Consider the following 23,284-nt stretch of genomic DNA (forward strand, 5'->3'; position numbering starts at 1 on the left):
CCGACGGGTCACGACGCGCCCGCCGGGCAGCAACGCAAAAGGGGGAAACGGGACATGTTCATCGGGATCGTGGCGGGGGCCGTCGTGGTGGCGGTCGCCCTCGCGGTAGGGCTGTTCAAGTTGATGTGGCGCGTCGCGGAGCCCAACGAGGCGCTGGTCATCTCCGGCTCGAAGCACCGCACGGAGGGCCTCGGGGAGGGGATGGGCTTCCGGATCGTCACCGGGCGGGGCACGCTGGTGCTGCCCGGGGTGCAGGTGGTGCGCAAGCTGTCCCTGGACCTCAACGAGGCGCAGTTGAACGTGGATTGCGTGACGAACCAGGGCATACCACTCAAGGTGCATGGCGTGGTCATCTTCAAGGTCGGTGACGACTTCGTCTCGATCGCCAACGCGGCCCGCCGCTTCCTGGACCAGCAGAAGTTCATGTCCGAGCGGGTGCACAACGTGTTCGCCGGGCATCTGCGGTCGATCGTCGGCGGGCTGACCGTGGAGGACATGATCCGCGACCGGGAGCGGCTGACGGGCGAGACCCGGGCGGCCTCCGGCACCGAGATGGAGAAGCTCGGCCTGATCATCGACTCCCTGCAGATCCACGAGATCCAGGACCCGACCGGCTACATCAAGAACCTCTCCGCGCCGCACGCCGCGGCCGTGCACCGCGACGCCCGGATCGCCCAGGCCGAGGCGGACCGGCTGGCCACCGAGGCCGAGCAGGCGGCGGCCGCGCGGATGGCCGAGGCCACCCGGGACAGCGAGATACTCCAGGCCGGCTACCAGGCCGAACGGGACGGCGCGGCGGCCAAGGCGCGGCAGGCCGGGCCGCTGGCCGAGGCGGCGGCGCAGCAGGAGGTCGTGGTCCAGGAGACGCGGGTGGCGGAGCTGGCGGCGCGCCGCCGGGAGCAGCAGCTCCAGGCGGACGTCCGGAAGCCGGCCGACGCCGCCGCGTACAAGACGCGCACCCTGGCGGAGGCCGAGCGGGACGCCCGGATCTCGGCGGCGCAGGCGCTGGCCCGGGAGACGGAGCTGGCCGCCGCGGCCGACGCGACGCGCGTGAAGACGGAGGCCGCGGCCGAGGCGGAGGCCACCAAGGCGCGCGGCCTGGCCGAGGCGGCCTCGACGCGGGCCACCGGTGAGGCGGAGGCCGCGTCCGGGCAGGCGCAGGGCGTGGCCGAGGCCGAGGCGGCCAAGGCCCAGGGCCTGGCGGAGGCCGAGGCGGCGAAGGCGCAGGGGCTCGCCGAGGCGGAGGCCACCCGGGCGCGCGGGCTGGCGGAAGCCGAGGCGGCCAGGGCCCGGGGCCTCGCGGAAGCGGAGGCGGCCCGGGCCAGGGGGCTGGCGGAGGCGGAGGCGATCAAGGCGAGGGCGGCGGCGCTGGCGGAGAACCAGGACGCGGTGGTCGCCCAGCAACTGGCCGAGAAGTGGCCCGAGATCGTCGGGGCCGGCGCCCAGGCGTTCGGAAGCGTGGATCACATGGTGGTGCTGAACGGTGCGGACGGCCTGTCGGAGGCGTTCGCCAAGGCGCTGACCCTGGGCGGTACGGGCCTGGGTCTGGCGCGGCAGCTCCTGTCGGCCATGAGCGGCGGTCTCGACGGCGTCCCCGGCACCGGTGGCATCGACGGCACCGGTGGAGCCAGCGGCACCGGCGGATCCGGCGGGAGGGGTGGCCGGGCACCGGGAGCCGTGGGGGGTGCCGACGGCGGCGACGGGGCCGGGATCCCCGACCGGGCTACGGCCGCCGCGCCGGGCGGCCCGGTCCCGCGCACCGAGCGGGTGCCGGTCGAGCGGCCCGCCGGGGGCCCGGCCGGGGGCGGTGGCGGCGCACCGGCACGTTAACCGGCGTTCTGCCCCTCGGTGTTGCCGGCGAGGATGCTCTCGAGCGCCGCGGCCAGGTCGTAGTCGAAATCGGCGACCGAGCGCTCCTCGCCGAGTGGGGCGACGCGGTCCGTCCGGTCGAGGAAGGCCACGAGGGGCGCCGCCCCGGCCCGGAACAGCGCGCCTTCGCCGCCCACTTGCAGACGGATGAACACGTCCGAGAGGTGCTGGGCGGAGGCGGGGGCGATGTGCACATCGCCTTCGCCGGAGGGCTGGCTCAACCCGTCGAGCAGCAACTCCCTTGCGAAAGCCCAGGTCACCGGGGCGTCGCCGGGCAGATGAAAGGTGAACTTCACCGCGTAGGGATCGCTGCTGTCATAGGCCAGCTCCACCGGGATACGGAAGGACAGCTCCTCGGAGACGAGGAACGTCATGATCACTTCTGCCTGAACTGTGTCGCGCATCGCCCAATGCCCCGTCTTTGTCGGTTTGGCCGGGATTGGATCCTCATGGCCCTACTCATGACGCCATAGTCTGACAACAACGCCCTGCGGATCACAAGGAGTGATTTTTCAGTTACCGATAGAGATTGAGAGGGAGCTTACGGCTCTTCGACTCTGGAGAGTAGCGACTCGACTACGGCATGGAGTCGTTCCGCCGGATTCCGGGCGGGCATAAGCAGAGAACTGGCCAAAGTGCGGAGGCGCCCACCGCCGGGGCGGGACGGTGGACGGACCCCCGACGGATGGCTGCCGGGCAGCTGCCAGGCGGCTGCCGGACGCCGTACCGGCGGCGGGCGCGGCCGACGGCGTGACGATGGAAGACGGGGAACGACGCTGGGGCGATGAGGAAACGGGCGGGCCGGGCCCGCCCTACTCCTGCCCCGCGCAAACCGGTTGGAATCATGCCGGGACATGCCGGAGGGGCGGAAATCCCGCCCCTCCTCGCACACTCGGTGCCGGGGTGAACCGGCCGTACCGGCTGACGGCCGAAGTTACTCCCCGCGTTCCGATTCGTTGAGTTGACGAATTCGCCGGAGCGACGGGCCTACCAGTCGCCGCCCTTCGACGACGAGGACCCTGTGAACTTCTTGACGACGAAGACCAGCCCACCGATCAGCGCGACCAGCAGCAGCGCCTTGAACAGGACGTCGATGACGATCCCCAGCACGCTGATGATCAGGCTGCCGAACACCACGCACACGAGCACTGGCAGGGCGATCCACTTCACCCACCACGGCAGTCCCGCGAGTATCCCCTTCTGACCCATGTCGTTCCCTGCTCTCCGCTATGCGCGTCGTTGTCGGATCACGGCCGCCCGTGCCACTCCGCCGTCCGCGGCGCGAGCGGCGGGCGGGTCGTGTGCCACCGGTGTCACCGGCCGTCCGGAGCGGTCGCTCCGGCCTGCTTCGATGCTAGGGCGGACCGGGGTGCGAACGGGGCCGTCGCGGCCCCCGTACATCCCTGAACCTTCCCCTACGGGTTGGACGCCGGCGACCCTGAGATCCCGGGCCCCGCAGGGCCTCGGCCGGGCCGCCGACCGGGGGCCTGGCAGGGCCTGACCTGGGAGGGCTCCCGGACTGACGCCCGGTTCCCGGATAGCGGGGCCGGGTCAAGGGCCCGGGCAACGGACCGGGTCGGGTCCCCGGGCCGCAGGCCGGGGCAAGCCCCACGGGCCGCGAGCCGGGTCAGGTCCCCGGGCGTCGGACCGGCGTCAGCTCTCCGGCGGCGAGAAGACGACCAGGACCCGGAGGTCCTCGCTGATGTGGTGGAACCGGTGCGTCACCCCGGCCGGGACATAGACGACGCTGCCCCGCCCGACCTCCGTCGTCTCGTCCCCCACGGTGATCGACGCCCGGCCGCTCACCACCACGTACACCTCGTCCTGACCGTGCGGGCCCTGCGGGTCCACGTCCCCGGCGTCGAGCGCGTAGAGGCCGACCGACATGTTCCGTTCCTTGAGGAACTGCAGGTACGCCCCTTCGTTCGCGGCCCGCTCCGCCTCCAGCTCATCCAGCCGGAACGCCTTCATCCGCCGTCTCCTCCTCCGGGCGCCGGCTGTGCCGCCGATCGCCGATCCCACCTGTCGGTCCCGTCTGCCACGATCTCACGTATGAAGAATTTCGTAGTCAAGACGATCGCCAATGCGGCGGCCCTCGCAGTGGCGATCTGGCTGCTCAAGGGCATCACCCTGGCCGGTGAGACGACCGCCGCCAAGGCGATCACGCTGCTCGTCGTGGCGCTCCTGTTCGGCCTGGTCAACTTTCTCGTCAAGCCGGTCGTCAAACTGCTGTCGTTCCCGCTCTTCATTCTCACGCTCGGCCTGATCACGCTGGTGATCAACGCGTTGATGCTGTTGCTGACCAGTTGGCTGGCCGGCAAGTTCGATCTCGCGTTCCACGTGGGGGGCTTCGGACCGGCGCTGGTGGGCGGCGTGATCATTTCCATCGTGGCCTGGGCGATGCATGTGATCCTGCCGGACGACAAGGACTGACACGGCACGTACGGGACGGCGGGAAGGTGGAAGGGCGGGGAGAACGGGAGGAACGGGAGGGCGGAAGTCGCGTCACCGGCCGGCCGGCGGCGGGTCGTACCCGACCGTGTTGGCGGCCAGCTCCTCCGGGGTGATCTCCGTGGACCAGCCCTCCGGAGGCTCCTGGTACGGGCTGCACGCCCCGCAGGCGGCGCAGGTCCAGCGGCCGTGGATGCCGTGCACGATGGCGCCGCAGCCGGCGCACGTGTCCGTGGTGTAGTACGGCGGCTCACCGGGCAGGGCCGGTGACCGCCATGGGTACGGAGGGTCCGGGGACGCGCCGGCGGAGAACTCATCCATGCGCCCCAGACTGCCACGGGCGCACCCCGGCGCACACCTTGTCGGCACGACGCGTCGCGTCGCGTCGCCTCGCGTCCTGCTCGCCCGATGCCCGGGCGGGAACGGGTCCGGGGAAACATCGACAGGACAGAAGACCGTCCATCGTCGACAAAGTGACAGGGGGCAAAGCGAGGCCGCCGCAGGCGATTTGGCGACGTGATGACTCCGAGCCCGTACGGCCCGGACGCCGTGCACCAGGCCCGCGACAGCGCGAAGGCGGCTCAAGCCTCCCCCCTCATGGCTTGAGCCGCCGCGGTCCGCGTGGAGAAGAACCGCGCGACCAAGGCTAGTTGACTCTACGTCAGTGTCCAATCACCCTGACGGCACAGCCCTATCGACTTATTTATAGTTCCTCTACGGTCGGTGGCGGACCTCCCGGGGAGACAGCATGGATCTGACCCTGTTGCGCACCTTCGTCACCGTCCACCGGGCGGGCTCCTTCACCCGCGCCGCCGCCCTCCTGGGCCTCTCCCAGCCGGCGGTCACCGGGCACATCCGCACGCTGGAACGCCAACTCGGCCACCCCCTCTTCCTCCGCCAGGCGCGCGGCGTCACCCCCACGACGCTCGGCGACGAGCTGGCGCACCGCATCGCGCCACACGTCGACGCCCTGCTGGAGATCACCGAATCGGGGCTCGACGAGCAGTGGCCGCACCGCACCCTCCACCTGGCGGGCCCGCCGGAGTTCACCGCGCTGCGCGTGCTGCCCGCGCTGAGCCCGCTGATCATCCAGGGACTCACCGTGCGCGCCGCGCAGGGCATGTCGGAACCGCTCTTCGAAGGGCTGGCCGCCGGCCACCACGACCTCGCCGTCACCACCTCCCGCCCCCGGGGCCGGCTGCTGACCGCCACGCCGCTGTGCGACGAGGAGCACGTCCTGATCGCGGCACCGCGCTGGGCGGCCCGGCTCGGCGGCGCGGCCGTCGTCCGCGACAAGGGGGTGGCCGTCCTGCAGCACCTGCCGGTGGTGGAGGTGGACGAGAGCCTGCCGTTCGTCAGCCGCTACTGGGCCGCCGTCTTCGACAGCAAGCCCGCCGCCACCGGCGCCGTCATCGCCCCCGACCTACGGGCGGTGCTGTCCTGCGTCGTCGCGGGGGCGGGCATCGCGGTCCTCCCCCGCTATCTGTGCGAGGACGCGCTGGACACCGGCGAGGTCGTCGCCCTGCTCAACCCGCCGGTGCCGCCGCTGCGCACGTACTTCCTCGTCGTCCGGACCGGCACCCTGGCCCACCCGCATCTGGCCCGGGCACACGAGTGGCTGCTGCGCGCCGCCGTTTCCTGGTGAGGAAGGGGTTTCGCGGTGGTCTTGACGCGGCAGATGTCGCTTATGACCGTACGACCGGTGGTCAAACGCACCGCCCGCGCCATCCTGCTGGCAGACGAGCCGGGCTCGGGCTCCGGCGAGCCGCAGCTCATCCTCATCAAGCGCACCAAGCCCGGGGAGGCCCCCTACTGGATCACTCCGGGCGGGGGCGTCGAAGCCGGTGACGAGACCGTGATCGCCGCCCTGCACCGGGAGGTCGACGAGGAGCTGGGCGCGAAGGTCGTCGACGTCGTGCCCGCGTTCGTCGACACCGTCCTCCACGTCCCCGACCCCGCCGACCCGGACGACCGGACCGTTCCCGGCGGCGTCAAGGTCCAGCACTTCTTCGTCTGCCGCCTGGCCTCGATGGACCTCGCCCTGCGGCACGGCCCCGAGGTCGATGAACCGCGCGGCACCTACGAGGTGGTCCGGGTGCCGTTCACCCGCGAGGGCATCGCCTCGGTGGAGCTCGTGCCGCCTTCGCTCCGCGCCTATCTGCGCGAGAACGTCGAGGGGGTACGGGCACTGCTCGCCGACGATCTCGGATAGCGCCCCGCCCCCCGCTCTCCCCTCAGGGACGGCCGGCGGCGGCCCCGAAGTAGTCGCCGCCCCTCCGGCGGCCGCCGACCGCCGGACCGGCCCCTTCCTCGCCGAGCCGTCCGTCGCCGAGCCGTCCGTCGCCGACCAGGCTCAGCCGGGGGATGTACTTGCCGCAGTGCACGTACGCCTCCTCCACGGTGATCTCCACCCAGACCGGCGTACGGCGGCCGGGCGCCTCCTCAACCGGCAGGCCGGGGTGGGCGGTCCGCATCTCGGCGTCCTCGACGACCCTGGCGCGCCCGTTGACGTGGAGGCCGACGCGGTCGCGGAAGAAGTCGACGAGCAGGATGGCGACCCGGGGGTTCTCCTCGATGTTGCCCAGGCTCGCGAGGACCCCGTTGCCCCGGTACTCGGGGTAGGCCAGAGTGTGCTCGTCCAGCGCCCTGAGGAATCCGGGCGGCCCGGCCCGGAAGCTGTTGTCGCAGGCGCCGCTCGCGTCGGCGGTCGCCAGGAAAAACATCTCCTGCCGGGCCAGGAACTCCCGCATGGCGGAGTTGACGTAGGCGAGCGTCTGCTCGGCGTAGAAGCGGTCGGCGCGGTCGACGGTACCGAACCGCTCCTGCAGGGCGTGCTCCCCCGCGCTGCCCGGGCGCGGAGCAGGCGGTTCCAGCGGCACCGGCGGCACCGGCGCGTCCGTCACGACGAGCTGGTCCGTCACCGGGACCTCGTCCGTCGCCACGAGCTCGTCCATCGCCGCGCGCTCGTCCGTCCGCATCAGCCTCTCGCCTCCGCAAGAAGTCCGTCGATCCCGTCATGGCGTATTCGGTGGGTCGGGATGCCGGCCCCCACCAGGGTGTCCAGACCGCTGCGGATCATCCCCGGCGGCCCGGAGAGGTAGGCGTCGTACGCGTTCCACGGCCCGTACGCGCGCACGACGTGCGGGAGTTGGCCGCTGAGGGCGCTCGTCGGACCGTCGGACACCACCGGGCGCACGGACAGCCAGGGGTGGGTGCGTTCCAGGTCCCGCATGGTGTCCATGTCGTAGAGGTCGCCATCGTGCCGGGCGCCGTAGAACACCTCGACGGGCCGGCGGCCGCCGTGCTCCGCGACGTCCTCGACCAGCGCCTTGATCGGGGCGATGCCGGTGCCGCCGCCGAGGCACAACAGCCCGTTGTCAGTGGTGTGGTCCACAATCATGGAACCGGCGGGAGGACCGAGTCGCAGGACGTCCCCAGGGCGGGCGCGATGGACCAGCGCACCGGACACCCAGCCGGCGGGGACGGCCTTGACGTGGAGGGAGAGCAGTCCGTCCGGACGGGGGGCGGAGGAGAAGGAGTAGTGCCGCCACACACGCGGCCACCAGGGGGTTTCGACGCTGGTGTACTGGCCGGCGAGGAAGGGGTACGGCTGGTCGGGGCGCAGGGTGAGCACGGCGATGTCCGGCGTGCGGAGTTCGTGCCCGACGATCTCCGCGTGCCACCAGGGGGGTGCGTTCGGTTCGTCCTCGGCGGCGGCGTCGATCATGGTCTGGGAGATCACCGTGTAGACCCGCACCCAGGCGGCCTCCGCCGCCGGACCCCAGGTGCGGGGGGCGTAGCGGGCGAGAGCGCCGATGAGGCTCTCGCCCACGGCGGGGTAGTGCTCGGGCCGGGTGCCGTACTTGCGGTGCCCGCGCCCCAGCGGGGAGAGGTACGCGGTCAGGGCCGCCGCGTCGTCGACGTAACGGGCCGCCGTCAGCAGGGCCTTGAAGAGGCGGTCGCGTTGGGCGTCCATGGCCGGGGGGAACAGGTCACGCAGTGGGGGGTGATGGAGGAAGAGCAGCGCGTAGAAGTGCGAGACGACCGTGTCGGCGATCGGCTCGATCTCGGTCAGGGTGCGGCGGATGAGTTCGCCGTCGGGGGCGGCGTCGGCGGGGCCGGCCGGTGGGGCGGCCGTGGCCGGCGTACGGGACTGGCCACCGCCGCGCCGCTCCTCGCCCTGCCCGGGGCCGCCCGGGACGACGGGTGCGCCGCGGCCGCCCGGCTCCGCGATGGCGGCCCGGCGGGTCACGTCACGTGTGGCGCGGTCGGGTTGGCGGCCGAGGCCGACGAGGCCGCCGTGAACGGCCGTCCCCTGCGCACCCGGCCCGCCGGCCGACGAGTGTGCCGGATCGGCTGCCGGTAAGGGGGCCGGACCCGCGCCCGGCGGCCCCGCCGGGGTGACGGCGGACGGTCCGTACGAGCCGGTGGGCCACGGTCGCACCGCCACCTCGGTGTCGCCCGTCGGCCGCGCCTGCCCACCGCCCTGCCCGCAGGCCGCCGTGCCGGCCGACGGCCCGGGCGCCACCTCGGCCTGCCCGGTGTCCGCCGGGAGGGACGGCGCACCACGCCCCTGGCCGGCCGACGAGCCGCTCGGCGGCCCGGGGGGCGTGGCGTCCGCGGTCGTGGGCGCCACGGCCTCGGCGGTACGGATCGGGCCCGGTGCGCCGGGGCGGGCCGTGGCGCGGGCGGCGGACCGGGGCGCGGCAGGGCCCGCCGGGGCGCGGACCGGTTCCGACGGATGCCCCGACGGATGCCCCGCGACCGTCGGCGGCGCGGGGGTGGAGGCACCGGGCGGCAGTTCGGGCGGTGCGGGAGGAAGCCGGTCGTGGAGGTGCGGCTGCGGGTGACCGCCTGGGCGGTGCGGGCCGTCGTCCGCCGCCGGCAGGCGCCCGGCGCCTCCGCCGAGGCCGACATCGTGGAAGTGTCCGGCGGACGTCCCGGGCCGGGCGCCGGACGCGTCGCCCCGGCCTGCACCGGTCGCATCGGCTCGGCCGAACCCGGCCCCGTCTACGCCGTCGGCACCGGCACCGTCACCGTCGCGCACGTTCCGGGCGTCCTTCCCGCCTTCGCGGTGCGGACCGTCAGGAGCAGTGCGGCTGTGTCCGTCCGGAGCGCCCGGCTCGGGGGTGGTGCGGCGGCGGGGACCGGCGCGTAAGGCGCCGCGGATGGCGGTGGTGGCGTCGGGGCGCCGGGGCCCGCCCCGGCCAACCTTCCCGCTCGACGCGGGGGAGTTGGCCGGAATCGGTGGCTCCCCGTGCTCCGGGCGGTGGGGCACCGGGGGTCTGCCGGGTGGGGTGAACCAGCCCCAGTCGCCTCGCCTGCCGGGTGCGCCGCCTTCGGGCGACGGACGGCTCGGAGCGTCCATTCGTCTCTCGCCTCGGCCCTCTCTCGTCGGTCCGCGCCGCCCGGCCGAGCCGGGCGGTGCCCGCGATCCCCTTGGGGTGATGGGGTGTTCGGTGCCGGGTAGCATGCCAGCCCGCGCCCGGACCCCGGCCGATTCGCGGAACTCCGCGCGGCGGGAGGGCGATTGCGGTTATGGTTCCCGGTTCGAACGGACGGTTGGACGACGGTTGGTCGACGAATGGGTGACGCACGGCGGCGAGTGGGTGACGCACGGCGGCGAGTGGGCGACACGCGGCGGCGGGTGGCGACGCGCGGCCGGGCACCCGGCGGCCTCGCCGGCCGCGGTTATCCGCGCCCGTCCCCGACCAGCGCGTAAGCCTCCCTGAGGTCAAGGCCGTTGTACGCGAGCGAGGCGACGTCGCGGACGTGGTGATCGGCGTTCACGGCGACGGACACGGGGACGGCGGCGAAGAGCCGGGCGTCGGACATGGAGTCGCCGTACGCGACGCAGTCGGCGCGCGTGAGCCCGTACGCGGCGCAGAGTTCGTCGGCGATCCGCACCTTCGCCTCGGCGTCGAGGATGCCCGCCGGGTCCACCGGCTCGCGGAACGGGATCGCCGGCCACCGCGAACCGCGGGTGGCGTGGGCGCCCCAGTCGGTGAGGCGTTCCACGAAGAACTGGGGGGACAGTGAGATGACCGCGCAGCGCTCGCCCCGCGCCTCGATGTCCGCCCAGACGTCCTTGATCCCTTCCAGCCACGGCGCGCTCTCGAAGGCCGCGGCCACCACGGCGTCCGTCAGCGCCTCGCCCCACAGCGCGCAGGCGGCCGCCGCGAAGCCGGCCGGGTCGATCAGCCCGTCGAAGAAGTCCCGTTCCAGGGCGTCGATCTCCCGTTCGCAGCCGAGCTGCCGGGATATCTCGATCGCCGCCGCGGAGCCGTGCAGGAGGGTGCCGTCGAGGTCGAACAAGTGCAGTCTGCTCATGGCGGGAAGCGTAGGCGGGCGGCGGGGCGCCCTCCGAGGGAATATCCCCCGGGGGCGCCCCGCCCCGTCTCGCCCCGTCAGCGGCCCACCGCGACGGCCGGCCGGGAGTCCGAGGCATCGGAGGCGCCGGAAGCGTTCCCGGCCACCCGGATGGCGGCGCGGCTCGCGTCCGCCGTCCGCCGCTCCAGGCCCGCCGAGACGAGGGCGAGCACCAGGGCGCCGGCGGTCATCGCCGCGCCGGCCCAGGTCGGCGTCGTGTAGCCGAACCCGGCGGAGATGATCAGGCCGCCGAGCCAGGCGGCGATGGCGTTGCCCAGGTTGAAGGCGCCGATGTTACCGGCGGAGGCCAGGGTCGGGGCGGCGGCGGCCTGGTCGAGCACCCGCTTCTGGAGCGGCGGCACGGTCGCGAAGCCGAACCCGCCGATCAGCGGCAGGGCGATGGCCGTGGTGACCTTGTTCTCCGCGGCCAGTGGCAGCAGGGCGAGGGCCAGGGTGAGCCCGCCGAGGGCCGTGAAGAGCATGGGCATCAGGGCGCGGTCGGCGAACCGGCCGCCGATGAGGTTGCCGCCGAACATCCCGAAGCCGAAGAGGATCAGCAGCCAGGTCACGGAGGAGGGCGCGTACCCGACGACGTCCGTGAGGACGGGCGCCATGTAGGTGCTGAGGGTGAAGACGCCGCCGAAGCCGAGGACGGTCATGGCCATGGCGAGCAGTACCTGCGGGTTGCGGAAGGCGGCGAGCTCGCCGGAGACCGGGGTGCGCTCGGGGTGCGGCAGCCGCGGGACGAGCGTGGCGATGCCCAGCATGGCGAGCAGTCCGAGGCCGGCGATGACGGCGAAGGTGACGCGCCAGCCCGCGCTCTGGCCGAGCAGGGTGCCGAACGGGACGCCGACGATGTTGGAGACCGTCAGCCCCGAGAACATCATCGAGATGGCGCCCGCCTTCTTCCGCGGGGCGACGAGCCCGGCGGCGACGATCGCGCCGATGCCGAAGAACGCGCCGTGCGCGAGGGAGGCCACGATCCGGCCGGCGAGCATCACGCCGAAGGCCGGGGCCACGGCGGACAGCGCGTTGCCCGCGGTGAACAGGCCCATCAGGGAGATCAGCATCTTCTTGCGGGAGACGCGGCTGCCGAGGATCGCGAGGATCGGGGCGCCGATGACCACGCCGAGCGCGTAGCCGGTGGTGAGCCAGCCGGCGGTGGGGACGGAGACGTGGAATTCCTCCGCCACCTCGGGAAGCAGGCCCGAGGTCACGAATTCGGTGGTGCCGATACCGAAGGCGCCTATGGCGAGCGCCAGCAGGGCGAGGGGCATGAGGGGGTCCTTGGGTCGGGGAGGCTCGGGAGGCTCTCGGATGGGGGCGGACGGGTGGGGGACGCGGGGTCCGTCCGGGGCGTCGTCGGCCCGGAGCGCGGGGACGGGCGGGGGGCGTGCGGCGCGCGCCCCGGTCCGCCGGTACGGGCGCCGGGCCGGGCAGGCCGTTCCGGCCCGGCGCCCGTAAGTACGGCCGGGGCGCCCGCCGGTCCATGCGCGCAGCTCCAACCGGCGTCCACAATAATTGCGGACGCCTGTTACATGCAAGCGCTGGCTATTGCGTCGGGGGGATATCCTGGTGATGACGGCCCCGAGGCCGCACCCGCACCCGCACCCGCACCCGTGCGCAGCGTCACCGACCGACGGACGACCGAACGAAGGAGGGCCCCATGACCCGCACCCTGGACCCCGCACTGGCCGGCCTGGCACAGGGCTGGTGTGCCCTCTCCGCGCTGCACGGCCGGATCGAGGCGCACATCGAGCGTGCGCTCCAGGCCGCGCACGGCCTGAGCGTCCGCGAGTTCTCCGTCATGGACGTGCTCAGCCGGCAGCACAGCGGCGAGGGCGGCCACCTTCGCATGAACGAGGTCGCCGACGCGGTGGTGCTCAGCCAGAGCGCCACGACGCGCCTGGTCAACCGGCTGGAGGACCGCGGCCTGCTCACCCGCTACCTGTGTCTCACCGACCGCCGCGGCATCTACACGGACGTCACCGAGGCCGGGCTCGCACTGCTGGCCGAGGCCCGTCCGACCAATGACGCCGCCCTGCGCGAAGCGCTCCGGGAGGCTGCCGCCAGGCCCGAACTCGCCCCGCTCGTCGCCGCGGTGGAATCCCTCGCTCCGGTCTCGTGACGCCCCTCGGGACCGTCCCCATGCCGACCCTCGTGGCGACGCCATGCCGACACATAAGGTCGCGATCATGAGCGACATCGAGTTCCGGCGCGCGACCGCCGACGACATCCCCGCCATCGTGGCCATGCTGGCCGACGACCCGCTCGGCTCCCGACGGGAGTCACCCGACGACCTGACGCCCTACCTGGAGGCGTTCCGCACCCTGGACGCCGACCCCCATCAGCACCTGACCGTCGCCGTCCGGGACGGGCGCACCATAGGCACCCTCCAGCTCACCGTCATCCCCGGCCTCTCCCGGCGCGGCTCCAAGCGCGCACTCGTCGAGGCGGTCCGCGTCCACGCCGACGAGCGGGGGAACGGCATCGGGGGCCGGTTCATGCGGTGGGCCATCGAGGAGGCCCGCCGCCAGGGATGCGTACTCCTCCAACTCACCTCGGACGCGACCCGGGTGGAGGCGCACCGCTTCTACGAGCGGCTCGGCTTCGAGGCGTCGCACCTCGGGTTCAAGTACCACCTCTGAGCCGAGCCTTCCGAACGCGGCGGGTCCGACGGGTCCACAGCTCCACGGGTCCACGAGTCCACAGCTCCACGGGCCCACGACTCCCCAGGCCCGCGCGCTCTACGACTCCCCCGCCCGCCCCCGTACGCCCTCCCGCGCCCGCCGCCGGTGCGCCTTCTGCCGGCACGCCCCGCCGCAGTACCGGGCGGGCCGTCCCGTGCGGGCGGCGGGCAGCGCGGCCCCGCAGACCGGGCAACCCGTTTCGTTACGCCGCGACGGCGCCTGGACGGGGAGTTTCGTCACGTTCCGGCCCGGCCGCAGAGCGTCGCACATCAGGGCCGTCATCCGCCCCGGCTCACCGTGGGAGCCTCGCCGCTGCTCCATCGAGAGGCAGCCGAGCAGCAGGACCAGCACGTCGTCCAGCGTGACGTCCCGCCGTACCGCACCGGCCAGTTGGGCCCGGTCCAGCAGGACGGACAGCGCCTCGCGGAAGTCCCGCTCCACGCCCGGCGACGGGTCGAACCGGCCCTCCGCGCTCGCCTCCAGGGCGTCGCAGAGGCCCTTGTTCCGCGCCGACAGCCGGACCACCGACGCCAGGTACCGGAAGAACACCGGACCGGGGTCGGCGGCGTCGGCCAACTCCCGTGCCGTGTCGGTGAAAAGCCGCACGCGGTCCACCACCGTCGCCCTGAACAGCGCTTCCTTGGAAGGGAAATGCCGATAGACGGTGCCCGTGCCGACCCCGGCCCGGCGCGCGATCTCCCCCAGCGGGACGCTCAATCCCGCTTCCTCGAAGGCGGATCGGGCCGCCTGGAGCACCAGCTGACGGTTGCGGCGCGCGTCGGCCCGGAGCGGGCCCGGCCGGCTGCCGGAGGGCGTCGGAGCGGGATTCCGCGACATGGTGGGGGCCTCAGGAAAGAGCGGGGCGGAGCACAGCAGAAACGGGATGCGAGTTCCGATTCTAGCGTGGCGGATCGAGTGGGCGGCCGAGGCGGATCGGGCTCGGCGAGCCCGCCGGACGCCCATGGCAAAATCAGCGCGTGCAGATCGGGATGCTGGGTCCGTTCGAGGTGCGCGCGAACGACGGCGACTTGGTCGACGTGCCGGGCGCGCGGCTGCGCGCGCTGCTCGCCGCCCTCGCGCTCGCACCGGGCCGGGTGGTCCCGAAGGCGTCACTCGTCGACTGGATCTGGGGGGAGAACCCGCCCGCCGACGCGGCGAACGCCCTGCAGCGCCTGGCCTCCCGACTGCGGAAGGCGCTGCCGGACGGCGACGCGGTCGAAGGCCGGACGGACGGCTACCGGCTGGCCGTGGAGCCCGACGCGGTCGACGCCGTGCGGTTCGAACGCCTCGTCACCGCCGCACACGCCCGTACCGAACAGCCCCGCCCAGCGGACGCGCCCACAGCGGACGCGCCCACAGCAGCCACCCGTACGGCAGCCGCCTCCGAACGGGCCCGCCTGCTGCGCGAGGCCCTCGGCCTGTGGCGCGGTGCCGCCCTGCAGGACGTCCCCCTGCGGGACAGCGCCGCGTTCGACGCCGCGGCCGGCCGCTTGGAGGCGCTGCGCCTGGCCGCCCTGGAGGACCGGTTCGACGCGGAGATCGCCCTCGGGCGCGGCGCGGAGGCGGTCCGGGAGCTGACCGACCTGGTGGCCGCGCACCCGCTGCGGGAACGGTTCGCCGCCGCCCTGATGCGCGCCCTCGCCGCCGCCGGCCGCGACAGCGAGGCGCTGCTGGTGTACGAGCGGGCGCGGGAGGCCCTGGCCGACGCGCTGGGCGCCGACCCCTCCCCGGAGCTGGCCGCGCTGCACGTCGCGCTGCTGCGGGGCGAGGTGGCGCGCCGCGAGGAGCCCCCGAAGACCAACCTGCGCGCCGAGCTGACCACCTTCGTCGGCCGGGACGCCGACGTCACCGCCGTCCGGGAGCTCGTCGCCGGGCACCGGCTCACCACTGTGCTCGGCCCGGGCGGCTCGGGCAAGACCCGGCTGGCCGCGGAGACCGCGCGGACGCTGCTCGGCGAACTGCCGGACGGCGTCTGGCTGGTCGAGCTCGCCGCCCTCGGCCCGGACGGCGACGTCGCCGACGTGGCGCATTCGGCGCTCGCCGGGCTCGGCCTCCGGGACGCCCTCCTCGGCGGCGCCCCGCACGCCGAGCCGGCGGACCGGCTCGTCGCCGCCGTCCGGGACCGCGAGGCCCTGCTGATCCTGGACAACTGCGAGCACGTCATCGAGTCCGCGGCGGTCTTCGCCCACCGGCTGCTCGGCGAGTGCCGGCGGCTGCGCGTCCTGGCGACCAGCCGGGAGCCGCTGGGCATCACCGGCGAGGCGCTGTGGCCCGTCGAACCGCTGGCCCTGCCGGGGGCGGACGCGGAGCCGGGCGTGATCGCGTCGTCCCCCGCCGTCCGGCTGCTGCGCGACCGGGCCGGGGCGGTGCGCCGGGACCTCGCGGCCGACGACCGCACCCTGACGACGCTGGCGCGCGTCTGCCGGGCGCTGGACGGGATGCCGCTGGCGATCGAACTGGCCGCGGCCCGCCTCCGCACGCTCTCCGTCGACCAGCTCGCCGCCCGCCTCGACGACCGCTTCCGCCTGCTGACCGGCGGCAGCCGGACCGCGCTGCCGCGCCACCGCACGCTGCGGGCGGTCGTCGACTGGAGCTGGGAGCTGCTCACCGACGCCGAACGGGCGGTCCTGCGCAGGCTGGCGGTCTTCTCCGGCGGCGCGAGCCTGGAGGCGGCCGAACACGTCTGCGCGAGCGAAGCGGACGGCGTCACGCGCGACGACGTCCTCGACCTGCTCACCGCCCTGACCGAGAAGTCCCTGCTGGTCGCCGAGGGCGACGGCGCCCCGCGCTACCGCATGCTCGGCACGATCAAGGAGTACGCCGCGCAGCGCCTGGCGGAGGCGGGCGAGGCGGAAGCGGCACGCCGGGCGCACCTGGCGTACTTCACCGGGCTTACCGAGGCGGCCGACGCGCACCTGCGCCGCGCCGAGCAGCTCGACTGGCTGGCCACGCTCGACGCCGAGCACGACGACATCGTCGCGGCGCTGCGCGGCGCGCTCGCGGCCGGCGAGACGCAGGCGGCGATGCGGCTCGCGGCGGGCGCGGGCTGGTACTGGTGGCTCAGCGGGCACAAGGCCGAGGGCCACGAGCTGGTCACGGCCGCCGCCGCGGCGCCCGGCACGGCGGACGACGAGGTCCGGGCGATGGCGTACGGGCTGGTGGTGCTGTTCGTCAGCGGCGGGCAGGGCGACGAGCACCACGCGGAGCACTGGATCCACGAGGCGTACCGGCTCGGCCGGAACGGGCGGTACCGCTACCCGCTGCTGAGGCTCGTCGATCCGCTGGAACGCATGCTGCGGACGCCCGGCGCGGCCCTGTCCGCGTTCGAGCCGCTGCTCGACGACGAGGACCCGTGGGTACGCGCCCTGGGCCGCTGGCACCTGGGCAAGATGCGGGTCATGCTCGGCCACGGCGGGCGGGAGGCGGACGCGTACCTGGAGGGCGCGGTGGCCGAGTTCCGGGCGCTGGGTGAGCGGTACGGGATCTCGATCGCCCTGACCGAACTGGCGGAACGGATCGCGGTACGCGGCGAGTTCGCCGCCGCCTGCGAGCACTACGAGCAGGCGATCGCGGCCGTTACCGAGGTCGGCGCCACCGAGGACGTCATCCGGATGCGGGCCCGGCAGGCCCGCCTGTACCGGCTGCTCGGCGACGAGGCGGCCGGCGCCGCGGCCCTCGCCGAGGCGACGCGCCGCGCGGAGCGGGTCACCTGGCCGGACGCGCTGATCGACCTGGCCCTGGTACGGGCCGAACTCGCCCGCTGGCGGGGCGACACCGACGAGGCCCGCCGGCAGCTCGGCGTCGCGACGGCCCTCTGGGGCGACGAGGCGGAGCAGCCGAACGTCCGCGCCGGACGCCACGATCTGCTCGCCTACCTCACCGACGACGTCGAGGAGTCCCGTTCGCACCGCGCGGCGGCCTGCGCGGCGGCGGCCGAGGCGGGGCACGCGCCGCTGATCGCGCAGGTGCTCGTCGGGGTCGCCGACCTGGCGCTGCGCCGCGCTGAGCCCGCGCAGGCGGTGCGGCTGCTCGCGGCGAGCGCGGCCGTGCGCGGGCTGCCGGACCGCTCCCACCCGGACGCGATCCGGATCGAGCGGGTGGCGCGGGAGTGCCTCGGTGCGGCGGCTTTCGCGGGGGCGGCCCGGGAGGGGGCTCTGGAGGGGGCGGATGGCGGCTGGGTCCGGCTGGTGGAGGCCGCGTTGGCGTAGGAGGGACATCAAACGCCGGACGGGCTTTATCAAGCCCGCATCAAGCCCGCTTCTTGAACGTCGCGACCGCCCACACGTACCCCAGCACCGCGAAGCCGACGCACCAGGCCACCGCCGCGGCCGCGTCGCCGCCCGAGGGGTGTCCCGCCAGGAGCCCGCGCAGCGTCTCGATGATCGGGGTGAAGGGCTGGTACTCCACGAACTGCCGCACGCCGGTCCCCATCGTGTCCGCGGGGACGAACGCGCTGCTCAGGAACGGCAGCATGACCAGCGGAACGGCGGCCATGCCCGCCGACTCCACGGTCTTCGCGGCCAGCCCCAGGGCGACGGTCAGCCAGCCGGCCGAGACGCCGAGCAGCAGGACCATTCCCACCACGCCGAGCCAGTCGAGGGCGCCCGCCTCCGGGTCGAAGCCCATCGCGAAGGCGACCCCGACGATGGCCGCGCAGGCGACGACGCAGCGCAGCGCGGTGATGACGACGTGCCCGGTCAGTACGGCGCCCCGGGAGACGTCCATGACCTTGAACCGGTTGATGACGCCCTTCGTCATATCGGAGTTGACGGCCGCCGCCGTGGTCCCCAGCCCGTAGCTGATGGCCATGACGAGCAACCCCGGCGTCACGTAGTCGATGTACTTCTCGCCGACGGCGAAGCCGCCGCCGAGCACCTTGACGAACATCAGCATGATGACGATGGGGAACAGGAGCGCCTGGAACACCGTGACGGGATTCCGCACCGTGTGCTTGAGGTTGCGGCGCAGCATGATCAACGAGTCGGCCAGGGGCGCGGGGAGCGTGGTCACGGCGCGATCGCCTCCTTGTGGGTGTGGTCGGTGCCGGCGTGGTCGGTGCCGGTGCGGTCGGTGCCGGTGCGGTCGGTGAGGGAGAGGAAGACGTCGTCGAGGTCGGGGGTGTGGACGGTCAGTTCGTCGGCCTGGACGCCGGACGCGTCGAGCCAGTCGAGGAGGGCGCGGAGTTCGCGCTGGCTGCCGTCGCTGGGGATCCGCAGGGACAGCGTCTCGTCGTCCGCGGTCGCCTCGCGCAGCGCGCCGGCGGCGGACCGGTACGCGGCCGGGCCGGTGAACCGCAGCCGCACGTACCCGCCGGGGACCAGCCGCTTCAATGCGTCGGGGCTGCCCTCGGCGGCGATCGCGCCGCCGCTCAGCACCGCGACGCGGTCGGCGAGTTCGTCGGCCTCCTCCAGGTACTGGGTGGTGAGGAAGATGGTGGTGCCGTCGGCCACCAGCGCGCGGACGATGTCCCACATCGTGCGGCGGCTGCGCGGGTCGAGGCCCGTCGTCGGCTCGTCCAGGAAGATGATCCGAGGAGTGCCGACCAGCGTCATCGCCAGGTCCAGCTTCCGGCGCATGCCGCCGGAGTACGCCGCCGCCGGCTTGTCCGCCGACTCCGTCAGGTCGAACCGCTCCAGCAGTCCCGCGACCACCCGGCCGGCGGAGCGGACGCGCTTCAGGTCCGCCATCAGCCGGAGGTTCTCCCGGCCGGTGAGCAGGTCGTCCACCGCCGCGAACTGCCCGGTGACGCCGATGGCCGCGCGGACGTCCCTGGTCCCGGTCGCGACGTCGTGCCCGGCGACGCGCACCGTTCCGGCGTCGGCCCTCGCCAGCGTGGTCAGGATGTTGACGGTCGTCGTCTTGCCCGCGCCGTTCGGGCCGAGCAGGGAGAAGACCGACCCCGCGGGGACGTCGAAGTCGATGCCGTCGAGGACGACTTGATCACCGTATGTCTTGCGCAGTCCCGAGACCGCGATCGCCGAACCGTTCATGCCCCTACCGTCGCGGCCGGCCCTGACACGCGGCTGTCACGCCCCTGACACGGGTCCTGACACGGGCCCATACACGGGCCCTGACACGCGTCCCCGTACGACGAAGCGGCCGGCGCGCACCCCGCGCACCGGCCGCTTCCGCCGTCGGAGATCAGCCTTGGACGAGGCCGTCCCACTCCGCCCCCGCCGCGGCCAGCACCTCGTCGTCGTCCGCGACCGGGACGCCGAGCGTCCGCAGGCCCGCCGCGAGGGCCGCCAGGGAGGCCAGGACGGTGGCGCGGGCGGCGGCCCTCCCGTAGTGGTTCACCCGGATCATCTCCTTGGCGAGCGCGCCGCCGCCCGCCTGGAGCGGTACGGCCGGGTCGGCCGCCAGGGCCGCCGCGACGATCTCCCGCGCGTCGACGCCCTCGGGCGCGCGCAGCGTGGTCGCGGCGGGCGCCGCGTGCTCGCGCCGGACGACGTACGGGGTGAGCCCGCCCAGCGCGCGGACGCCGGTGCGGGTGGCGCCCCGGGCGGCCAGGTGGCGGCCGATCACCGCGTCCAGGCCGTCGGCCGCGATCCGGTCGGCCGCCTGCTCCAGGGCCAGCATCTCCAACTGGGCGGGGGCGTGCGGCAGTACCGCGCGCCCTCCGTCGATCCAGCGCTCCTTCCAGTCCAGCAGGGACAGGTACGAGCGCCGGGGCGCCTGCTCGTTGGCCGCGATCCGCTCCCACGCGCGGGCGCTGACCGACACCGTGGACACGCCCGCCGGACCGGCCATCGCCTTCTGCCCGCCGATGACGCACAGGTCCACGCCCCACTCGTCGGTGAGCAGCGGCTCGGCGGCGACGGAGGCGACGGCGTCCAGCATCAGCAGCGCGCCGTGCTCCCGCACCACGCGGCCGATCCCGGCGACCGGGTTGGTGTTGCCGGTGGCCGCCTCGGCGTGCACCAGGCTGACGAAGTCGATCTCCGGGTGGGCGCGCAGCGCGTCGGCGATCCGCTCCGGACTCACCGCGCCGCTGAACGGCGCCGACACCGTGACCACGTCGGCGCCGCAGGACCGCAGCCACCCGCCGAACGTCTCGCCGTACGGCCCGGTGATCACGTTGAGGGCGGTGCTGCCGGGGCGCACGGCCGAGCGGATGCACGCCTCCAGCGGCAGCAGCGCCTCGCCCTGCAGGGTGACGACGGTCTCGCGGGTGCGCATCAGCGCGGCGATCTTGTCCTCGATGCGGGCGAAGTGGTCCGCGCCCAGCGGCGGGAGGTCGAGCAGGTCCGGTGCGGTGTTCGCGGTCACGGTGCCTTCCAGGATGTGGTGGCGCCGCGGCGCGGCGCCCGCCGGTCTCTGCCCCGACCCTACGCCGGGGCGGCCCCGGGTCCTACGGAGCGGTTCAGCGCCGGCCGCCCTCCGCCACCCCGCGCCAGCCGCCCTCGGCCACCCCGCCCGGAACGGCGTCCTCCGGCGCGTACGGCTCCCGGGTGTAGACGAAGGAGCCGAGGTCCAGGTGGCTCACCGTGCCGTCCGCCCGCCGGACGACCCGGAGCGTCTCGCCCGCGAAGTAGTTGTCGAGGCCGGTCCACGTCCCGTCCTCCTCCGGCCGGAACCGTGAGGCGCGCACGCCCCCGCCGGCGAGCGGCGCCAGGTCGAGCGTCCGGCCCGGCCCCAGCCGGAGGACCATGGCCCGGGGCCCCCAGTACCAGGGGCCGGTGAGCTCCAGCAGCGTGAGGTCCGGGTCCGCATCCGGGCGCCACGGCTCCGGAATGCGAGGCTCCGCCTCGGCGGTGGTCAGCACGAGCCGGGCGGCGAGCGACACGACCTCCGGCATGGACGTCTGGTTGGCGAGGGTGGCGGCCGCCAGTCCCTCCTCCGGGGAGGCGAGAACGGCCCCGACGAAGCCCGGCATGGAACCCGCGTGACCGACCAGGACCCGGCCGTCCACCCGGATCAGCTGGAGCCCGAGGCCGTAGGACGCGCTCCAGTCCGCGTTCTGCGGCTCGGCCGCGGGCCGCCGCATCTCCGCCAGCGTCGCCGCGGAGAGCACCCGCTCGTCGCCCTCCATCAGGAAGGCCGCGAACCGGCCCAGATCGGCGACGGTCGACCAGAGCTGCCCCGCCGGCGCCATCAGGCCGGTCTCCGCGGCCGGTTCCGGAAGGACGACGTCCGCCCAGGGGTGCACGGCCCAGCCCTCCGCGTGGGGGGCCTCCGGTCCGTACGTCGTCCGCTCCATGCCCAGCGGCAGCAGCACCTCGCGGCGCAGGACCGGGTACCAGGGCTCCCCCCCGCAGCTTCTCGACGAGGGCGCCGAGCAAGGCGTAACCGGTGTTGGAGTAGTGGTACAGCTCCCCCGCCCGGTGCCGCTGCGGGCGCTCGCCGAACAGGTCCGCCGGCGTCGGGCGCAGCTCCCCGCCCGTCCGCTCCCACCACGGGCCGCGCGACTCCGCTGCCAGGCCGGAGCCGTGGGCGAGGAGTTGGGCGACGGTCGCCTCCCCGCCGGCCGGCGTGTCCAGGTGGCGGCCGAGCGGGTCGCCGAGGTCGAGCAGGCCCTCGTCGCGCAGCCGCAGGACGAGTACGGCGATCAGGGCCTTGGTGATCGACCCGATGCGGTACTGGGTCGCCTCCGGGTCCGGCTCACGCCCGTCCACCGCCCCCCGGCCGGCGGCCCACACCGGCCGTCCGTCCCGGACCAGGGCCGCCACCAGGGACGGGGCCCGGCCCTGGACCTGGGTGGTGGCGACCTGGTGCAGGAGCGCCCGACGGGTCGCGGGCAACAGGTCTGCGAAACGGTCGGTCTCCGTGATGCCGGAGGTGTTCGCGATTCCGGAGGTGCTCGTGGTGTTCTCGTGATCCCTGGCCATTTCCGCAGCCTAAACAGTCCTCCTGTGACGGGCGGATGTAACGGGCGGAGATTTCTGTCTTCCCCCTTGCCCAGCGCTGGCCTTGACGTCCGCGTCAACGTTTACGGTCACTTCATGCGGATCGGGGAACTGGCCGAACAGGCCGGAATCAGCACACGCGCCCTGCGGCACTACGAGTCGCTCGGCCTCCTGCCCGCCCGCCGCGCGGGCAACGGGTATCGCGACTACGACGAGGCCGACCTGCGGCTCCTGCGCCAGATCCGTACGCTCCAGGACTTCGGTTTCGGCCTGGAGGACACCCGTCCGTTCGTCGAGTGCCTGCGCGCCGGCCACCCCGCCGGCGACTCCTGTCCGGCGTCCCTGGAGGTCTACCGGCGCAAACTCGCCGAGCTGGACGAGTGCATCGAGCGGCTGGCCCAGGTCCGCGCCGAGGTGAGCGCGCAACTGACCCGCGCCCAGCGGGAACGCGCCGCGCTGGAAGCGGAGGCCGACGTCCCGGGCGGCCCGCCACCGCGCTGCGCGCTCACGCCGTGCGACGCGGGGGACGCCGGGCAGGCCGAGTACGCCTGAACGACTCACTTCCCTATCCCTCACCGAGTCCCTCATTCACGGAGGAACGGCTTCCCATGACCACGACCACGCCCACGACCACGACCACGCCCACGCCCACGCCCACGCCCACGCCCACGACGACGCCCACGCCCACGACGACGCCCAAACCCACCGCCACCCCGGTAACTCCCGTCACCGACGCCACTTTCCCCGCCGAGGTCCTCGCCTCCGGCCTGCCCGTCCTCGTGGAGTTCACCGCCGACTGGTGCGGCCCCTGCCGGCAGATCGCCCCGGTCCTCGCCGAACTGGCGGCGGCCGAGGCGGGCCGGCTGAAGGTCGTCTCGCTCGACGTGGACTTCAACCCCGCGACGGCCGCGGCCCACCGCGTGCTGTCGGCCCCGACCCTGACGCTGTTCCGCGCCGGCGAGCCGGTCCTGACCCTGGTCGGCGCCCGCCCCCTGCGCCGCCTGCGGCAGGACCTCGCCGCCGAGCTGCCCTGGATCGCCCCCAGCTGACGGGCGCGGG

At 74.1% G+C, this 23,284-nt stretch carries 22 protein-coding genes and 1 pseudogene; 10 read left to right on the forward strand and 13 right to left on the reverse strand.

Translation table 11 applies throughout. The annotated features are described in order from the left end of the window. Positions 1–54: 54 nt before the first annotated feature. Positions 55–1,830 carry an SPFH domain-containing protein gene (locus K7I03_RS15980; RefSeq protein WP_185940398.1) on the forward strand — a complete coding sequence of 592 codons (1,776 nt, stop codon included), beginning with the start codon at positions 55–57 and terminating at the stop codon, positions 1,828–1,830. Here the strand turns inward: K7I03_RS15980 and K7I03_RS15985 are convergent. From K7I03_RS15985 to K7I03_RS15995, 3 genes are all read right to left on the reverse strand, one after another. Continuing rightward, positions 1,827–2,273 carry an SsgA family sporulation/cell division regulator gene (locus K7I03_RS15985; protein ID WP_004948386.1) on the reverse strand — a complete coding sequence of 149 codons (447 nt, stop codon included), beginning with the start codon at positions 2,271–2,273 and terminating at the stop codon, positions 1,827–1,829. The genes K7I03_RS15980 and K7I03_RS15985 overlap by 4 nt on opposite strands. A 583-nt stretch (positions 2,274–2,856) precedes the next feature. Beyond that, positions 2,857–3,078, reverse strand: coding sequence for a DUF5326 family protein (locus K7I03_RS15990; protein ID WP_185940397.1), 222 nt, complete (start codon positions 3,076–3,078; stop codon positions 2,857–2,859). Positions 3,079–3,522: 444 nt separating this feature from the next. Continuing rightward, positions 3,523–3,840 (reverse strand): cupin domain-containing protein, encoded by a 318-nt coding sequence (locus tag K7I03_RS15995; RefSeq protein WP_185940396.1) that lies wholly within the window; start codon positions 3,838–3,840, stop codon positions 3,523–3,525. An 81-nt stretch (positions 3,841–3,921) separates the two neighbouring features. Here K7I03_RS15995 and K7I03_RS16000 point away from each other — a divergent pair, with 81 nt between their 5' ends. Next, entirely contained in the window at positions 3,922–4,302 is a 381-nt protein-coding gene (locus K7I03_RS16000; RefSeq protein WP_152263078.1) for a phage holin family protein, read from the forward strand. Between the two features lie 72 nt (positions 4,303–4,374). Here K7I03_RS16000 and K7I03_RS16005 read toward each other — a convergent pair whose 3' ends face one another. After that, positions 4,375–4,641 carry a hypothetical protein gene (locus tag K7I03_RS16005; protein ID WP_004948400.1) on the reverse strand — a complete coding sequence of 89 codons (267 nt, stop codon included), beginning with the start codon at positions 4,639–4,641 and terminating at the stop codon, positions 4,375–4,377. Between the two features lie 427 nt (positions 4,642–5,068). On the opposite strand from K7I03_RS16005, the gene K7I03_RS16010 reads away from it, so the two are divergent. Together K7I03_RS16010 and K7I03_RS16015 are read left to right on the forward strand one after the other, a co-directional pair. Next, positions 5,069–5,965: a LysR family transcriptional regulator gene (locus K7I03_RS16010; protein WP_185940395.1), complete on the forward strand. Its 897-nt coding sequence runs from the start codon at positions 5,069–5,071 to the stop codon at positions 5,963–5,965. Between the two features lie 42 nt (positions 5,966–6,007). Continuing rightward, positions 6,008–6,532 (forward strand): NUDIX domain-containing protein, encoded by a 525-nt coding sequence (locus K7I03_RS16015; RefSeq protein WP_185940394.1) that lies wholly within the window; start codon positions 6,008–6,010, stop codon positions 6,530–6,532. A 22-nt stretch (positions 6,533–6,554) separates the two neighbouring features. Here K7I03_RS16015 and K7I03_RS16020 read toward each other — a convergent pair whose 3' ends face one another. Continuing rightward, positions 6,555–7,298, reverse strand: a complete 744-nt coding sequence (locus K7I03_RS16020) for a pyridoxamine 5'-phosphate oxidase family protein (RefSeq protein WP_224347074.1) — start codon at positions 7,296–7,298, stop codon at positions 6,555–6,557. Then, complete coding sequence (locus K7I03_RS16025; protein WP_224347075.1) at positions 7,298–8,956, reverse strand: globin domain-containing protein; 1,659 nt, start codon at positions 8,954–8,956, stop codon at positions 7,298–7,300. The genes K7I03_RS16020 and K7I03_RS16025 overlap by 1 nt, the downstream gene beginning before the upstream one ends. Positions 8,957–9,148: 192 nt before the next feature. Here K7I03_RS16025 and K7I03_RS16030 point away from each other — a divergent pair, with 192 nt between their 5' ends. After that, complete coding sequence (locus K7I03_RS16030) at positions 9,149–9,478, forward strand: hypothetical protein (RefSeq protein WP_185940393.1); 330 nt, start codon at positions 9,149–9,151, stop codon at positions 9,476–9,478. A 533-nt stretch (positions 9,479–10,011) separates the two neighbouring features. Here the strand turns inward: K7I03_RS16030 and K7I03_RS16035 are convergent. Together K7I03_RS16035 and K7I03_RS16040 are read right to left on the reverse strand one after the other, a co-directional pair. Then, positions 10,012–10,650, reverse strand: a complete 639-nt coding sequence (locus tag K7I03_RS16035) for an HAD family hydrolase (protein WP_185940392.1) — start codon at positions 10,648–10,650, stop codon at positions 10,012–10,014. Between the two features lie 77 nt (positions 10,651–10,727). Next, a complete protein-coding gene (locus K7I03_RS16040; protein ID WP_185940391.1) occupies positions 10,728–11,966 on the reverse strand; it encodes an MFS transporter in 1,239 nt (412 codons plus the stop codon). Between the two features lie 389 nt (positions 11,967–12,355). Between K7I03_RS16040 and K7I03_RS16045 the strand changes: the two genes are divergently transcribed. Next, positions 12,356–12,817 carry a MarR family winged helix-turn-helix transcriptional regulator gene (locus tag K7I03_RS16045; RefSeq protein ID WP_185940390.1) on the forward strand — a complete coding sequence of 154 codons (462 nt, stop codon included), beginning with the start codon at positions 12,356–12,358 and terminating at the stop codon, positions 12,815–12,817. A gap of 67 nt (positions 12,818–12,884) precedes the next feature. Then, positions 12,885–13,337: a GNAT family N-acetyltransferase gene (locus K7I03_RS16050; protein ID WP_185940389.1), complete on the forward strand. Its 453-nt coding sequence runs from the start codon at positions 12,885–12,887 to the stop codon at positions 13,335–13,337. 99 nt (positions 13,338–13,436) lie between these two features. Here K7I03_RS16050 and K7I03_RS16055 read toward each other — a convergent pair whose 3' ends face one another. Continuing rightward, entirely contained in the window at positions 13,437–14,216 is a 780-nt protein-coding gene (locus K7I03_RS16055) for a TetR/AcrR family transcriptional regulator (protein WP_185940388.1), read from the reverse strand. Between the two features lie 140 nt (positions 14,217–14,356). Between K7I03_RS16055 and K7I03_RS16060 the strand changes: the two genes are divergently transcribed. Next, on the forward strand, positions 14,357–17,587 hold the full coding sequence (locus tag K7I03_RS16060; RefSeq protein ID WP_185940387.1) for an AfsR/SARP family transcriptional regulator: 3,231 nt from the start codon (positions 14,357–14,359) through the stop codon (positions 17,585–17,587). A gap of 40 nt (positions 17,588–17,627) precedes the next feature. Here the strand turns inward: K7I03_RS16060 and K7I03_RS16065 are convergent, their stop codons facing one another. The 4 genes and pseudogenes from K7I03_RS16065 to K7I03_RS16080 form a co-directional block, all read right to left on the reverse strand. Continuing rightward, a complete protein-coding gene (locus K7I03_RS16065) occupies positions 17,628–18,389 on the reverse strand; it encodes an ABC transporter permease (RefSeq protein ID WP_224347076.1) in 762 nt (253 codons plus the stop codon). Then, a complete protein-coding gene (locus K7I03_RS16070; RefSeq protein WP_185940386.1) occupies positions 18,386–19,369 on the reverse strand; it encodes an ATP-binding cassette domain-containing protein in 984 nt (327 codons plus the stop codon). The genes K7I03_RS16065 and K7I03_RS16070 overlap by 4 nt, the downstream gene beginning before the upstream one ends. Before the next feature lie 151 nt (positions 19,370–19,520). Next, a complete protein-coding gene (locus K7I03_RS16075) occupies positions 19,521–20,648 on the reverse strand; it encodes a pyridoxal-phosphate-dependent aminotransferase family protein (protein WP_185940385.1) in 1,128 nt (375 codons plus the stop codon). 94 nt (positions 20,649–20,742) lie between these two features. Further along, positions 20,743–22,207: pseudogene (locus tag K7I03_RS16080) on the reverse strand (serine hydrolase domain-containing protein). Between the two features lie 114 nt (positions 22,208–22,321). Between K7I03_RS16080 and K7I03_RS16085 the strand changes: the two are divergent. Further along, the gene (locus K7I03_RS16085; protein WP_185940384.1) at positions 22,322–22,777 is read left to right on the forward strand and encodes a MerR family transcriptional regulator; all 456 of its coding nucleotides are present in this window, start codon (positions 22,322–22,324) and stop codon (positions 22,775–22,777) included. A 56-nt stretch (positions 22,778–22,833) separates the two neighbouring features. After that, positions 22,834–23,274 carry a thioredoxin family protein gene (locus tag K7I03_RS16090; RefSeq protein WP_313772135.1) on the forward strand — a complete coding sequence of 147 codons (441 nt, stop codon included), beginning with the start codon at positions 22,834–22,836 and terminating at the stop codon, positions 23,272–23,274. Positions 23,275–23,284: the final 10 nt, after the last annotated feature.

Source organism: Streptomyces mobaraensis (assembly GCF_020099395.1).
In the GTDB taxonomy this organism is placed as follows: Bacteria; Actinomycetota; Actinomycetes; order Streptomycetales; family Streptomycetaceae; genus Streptomyces.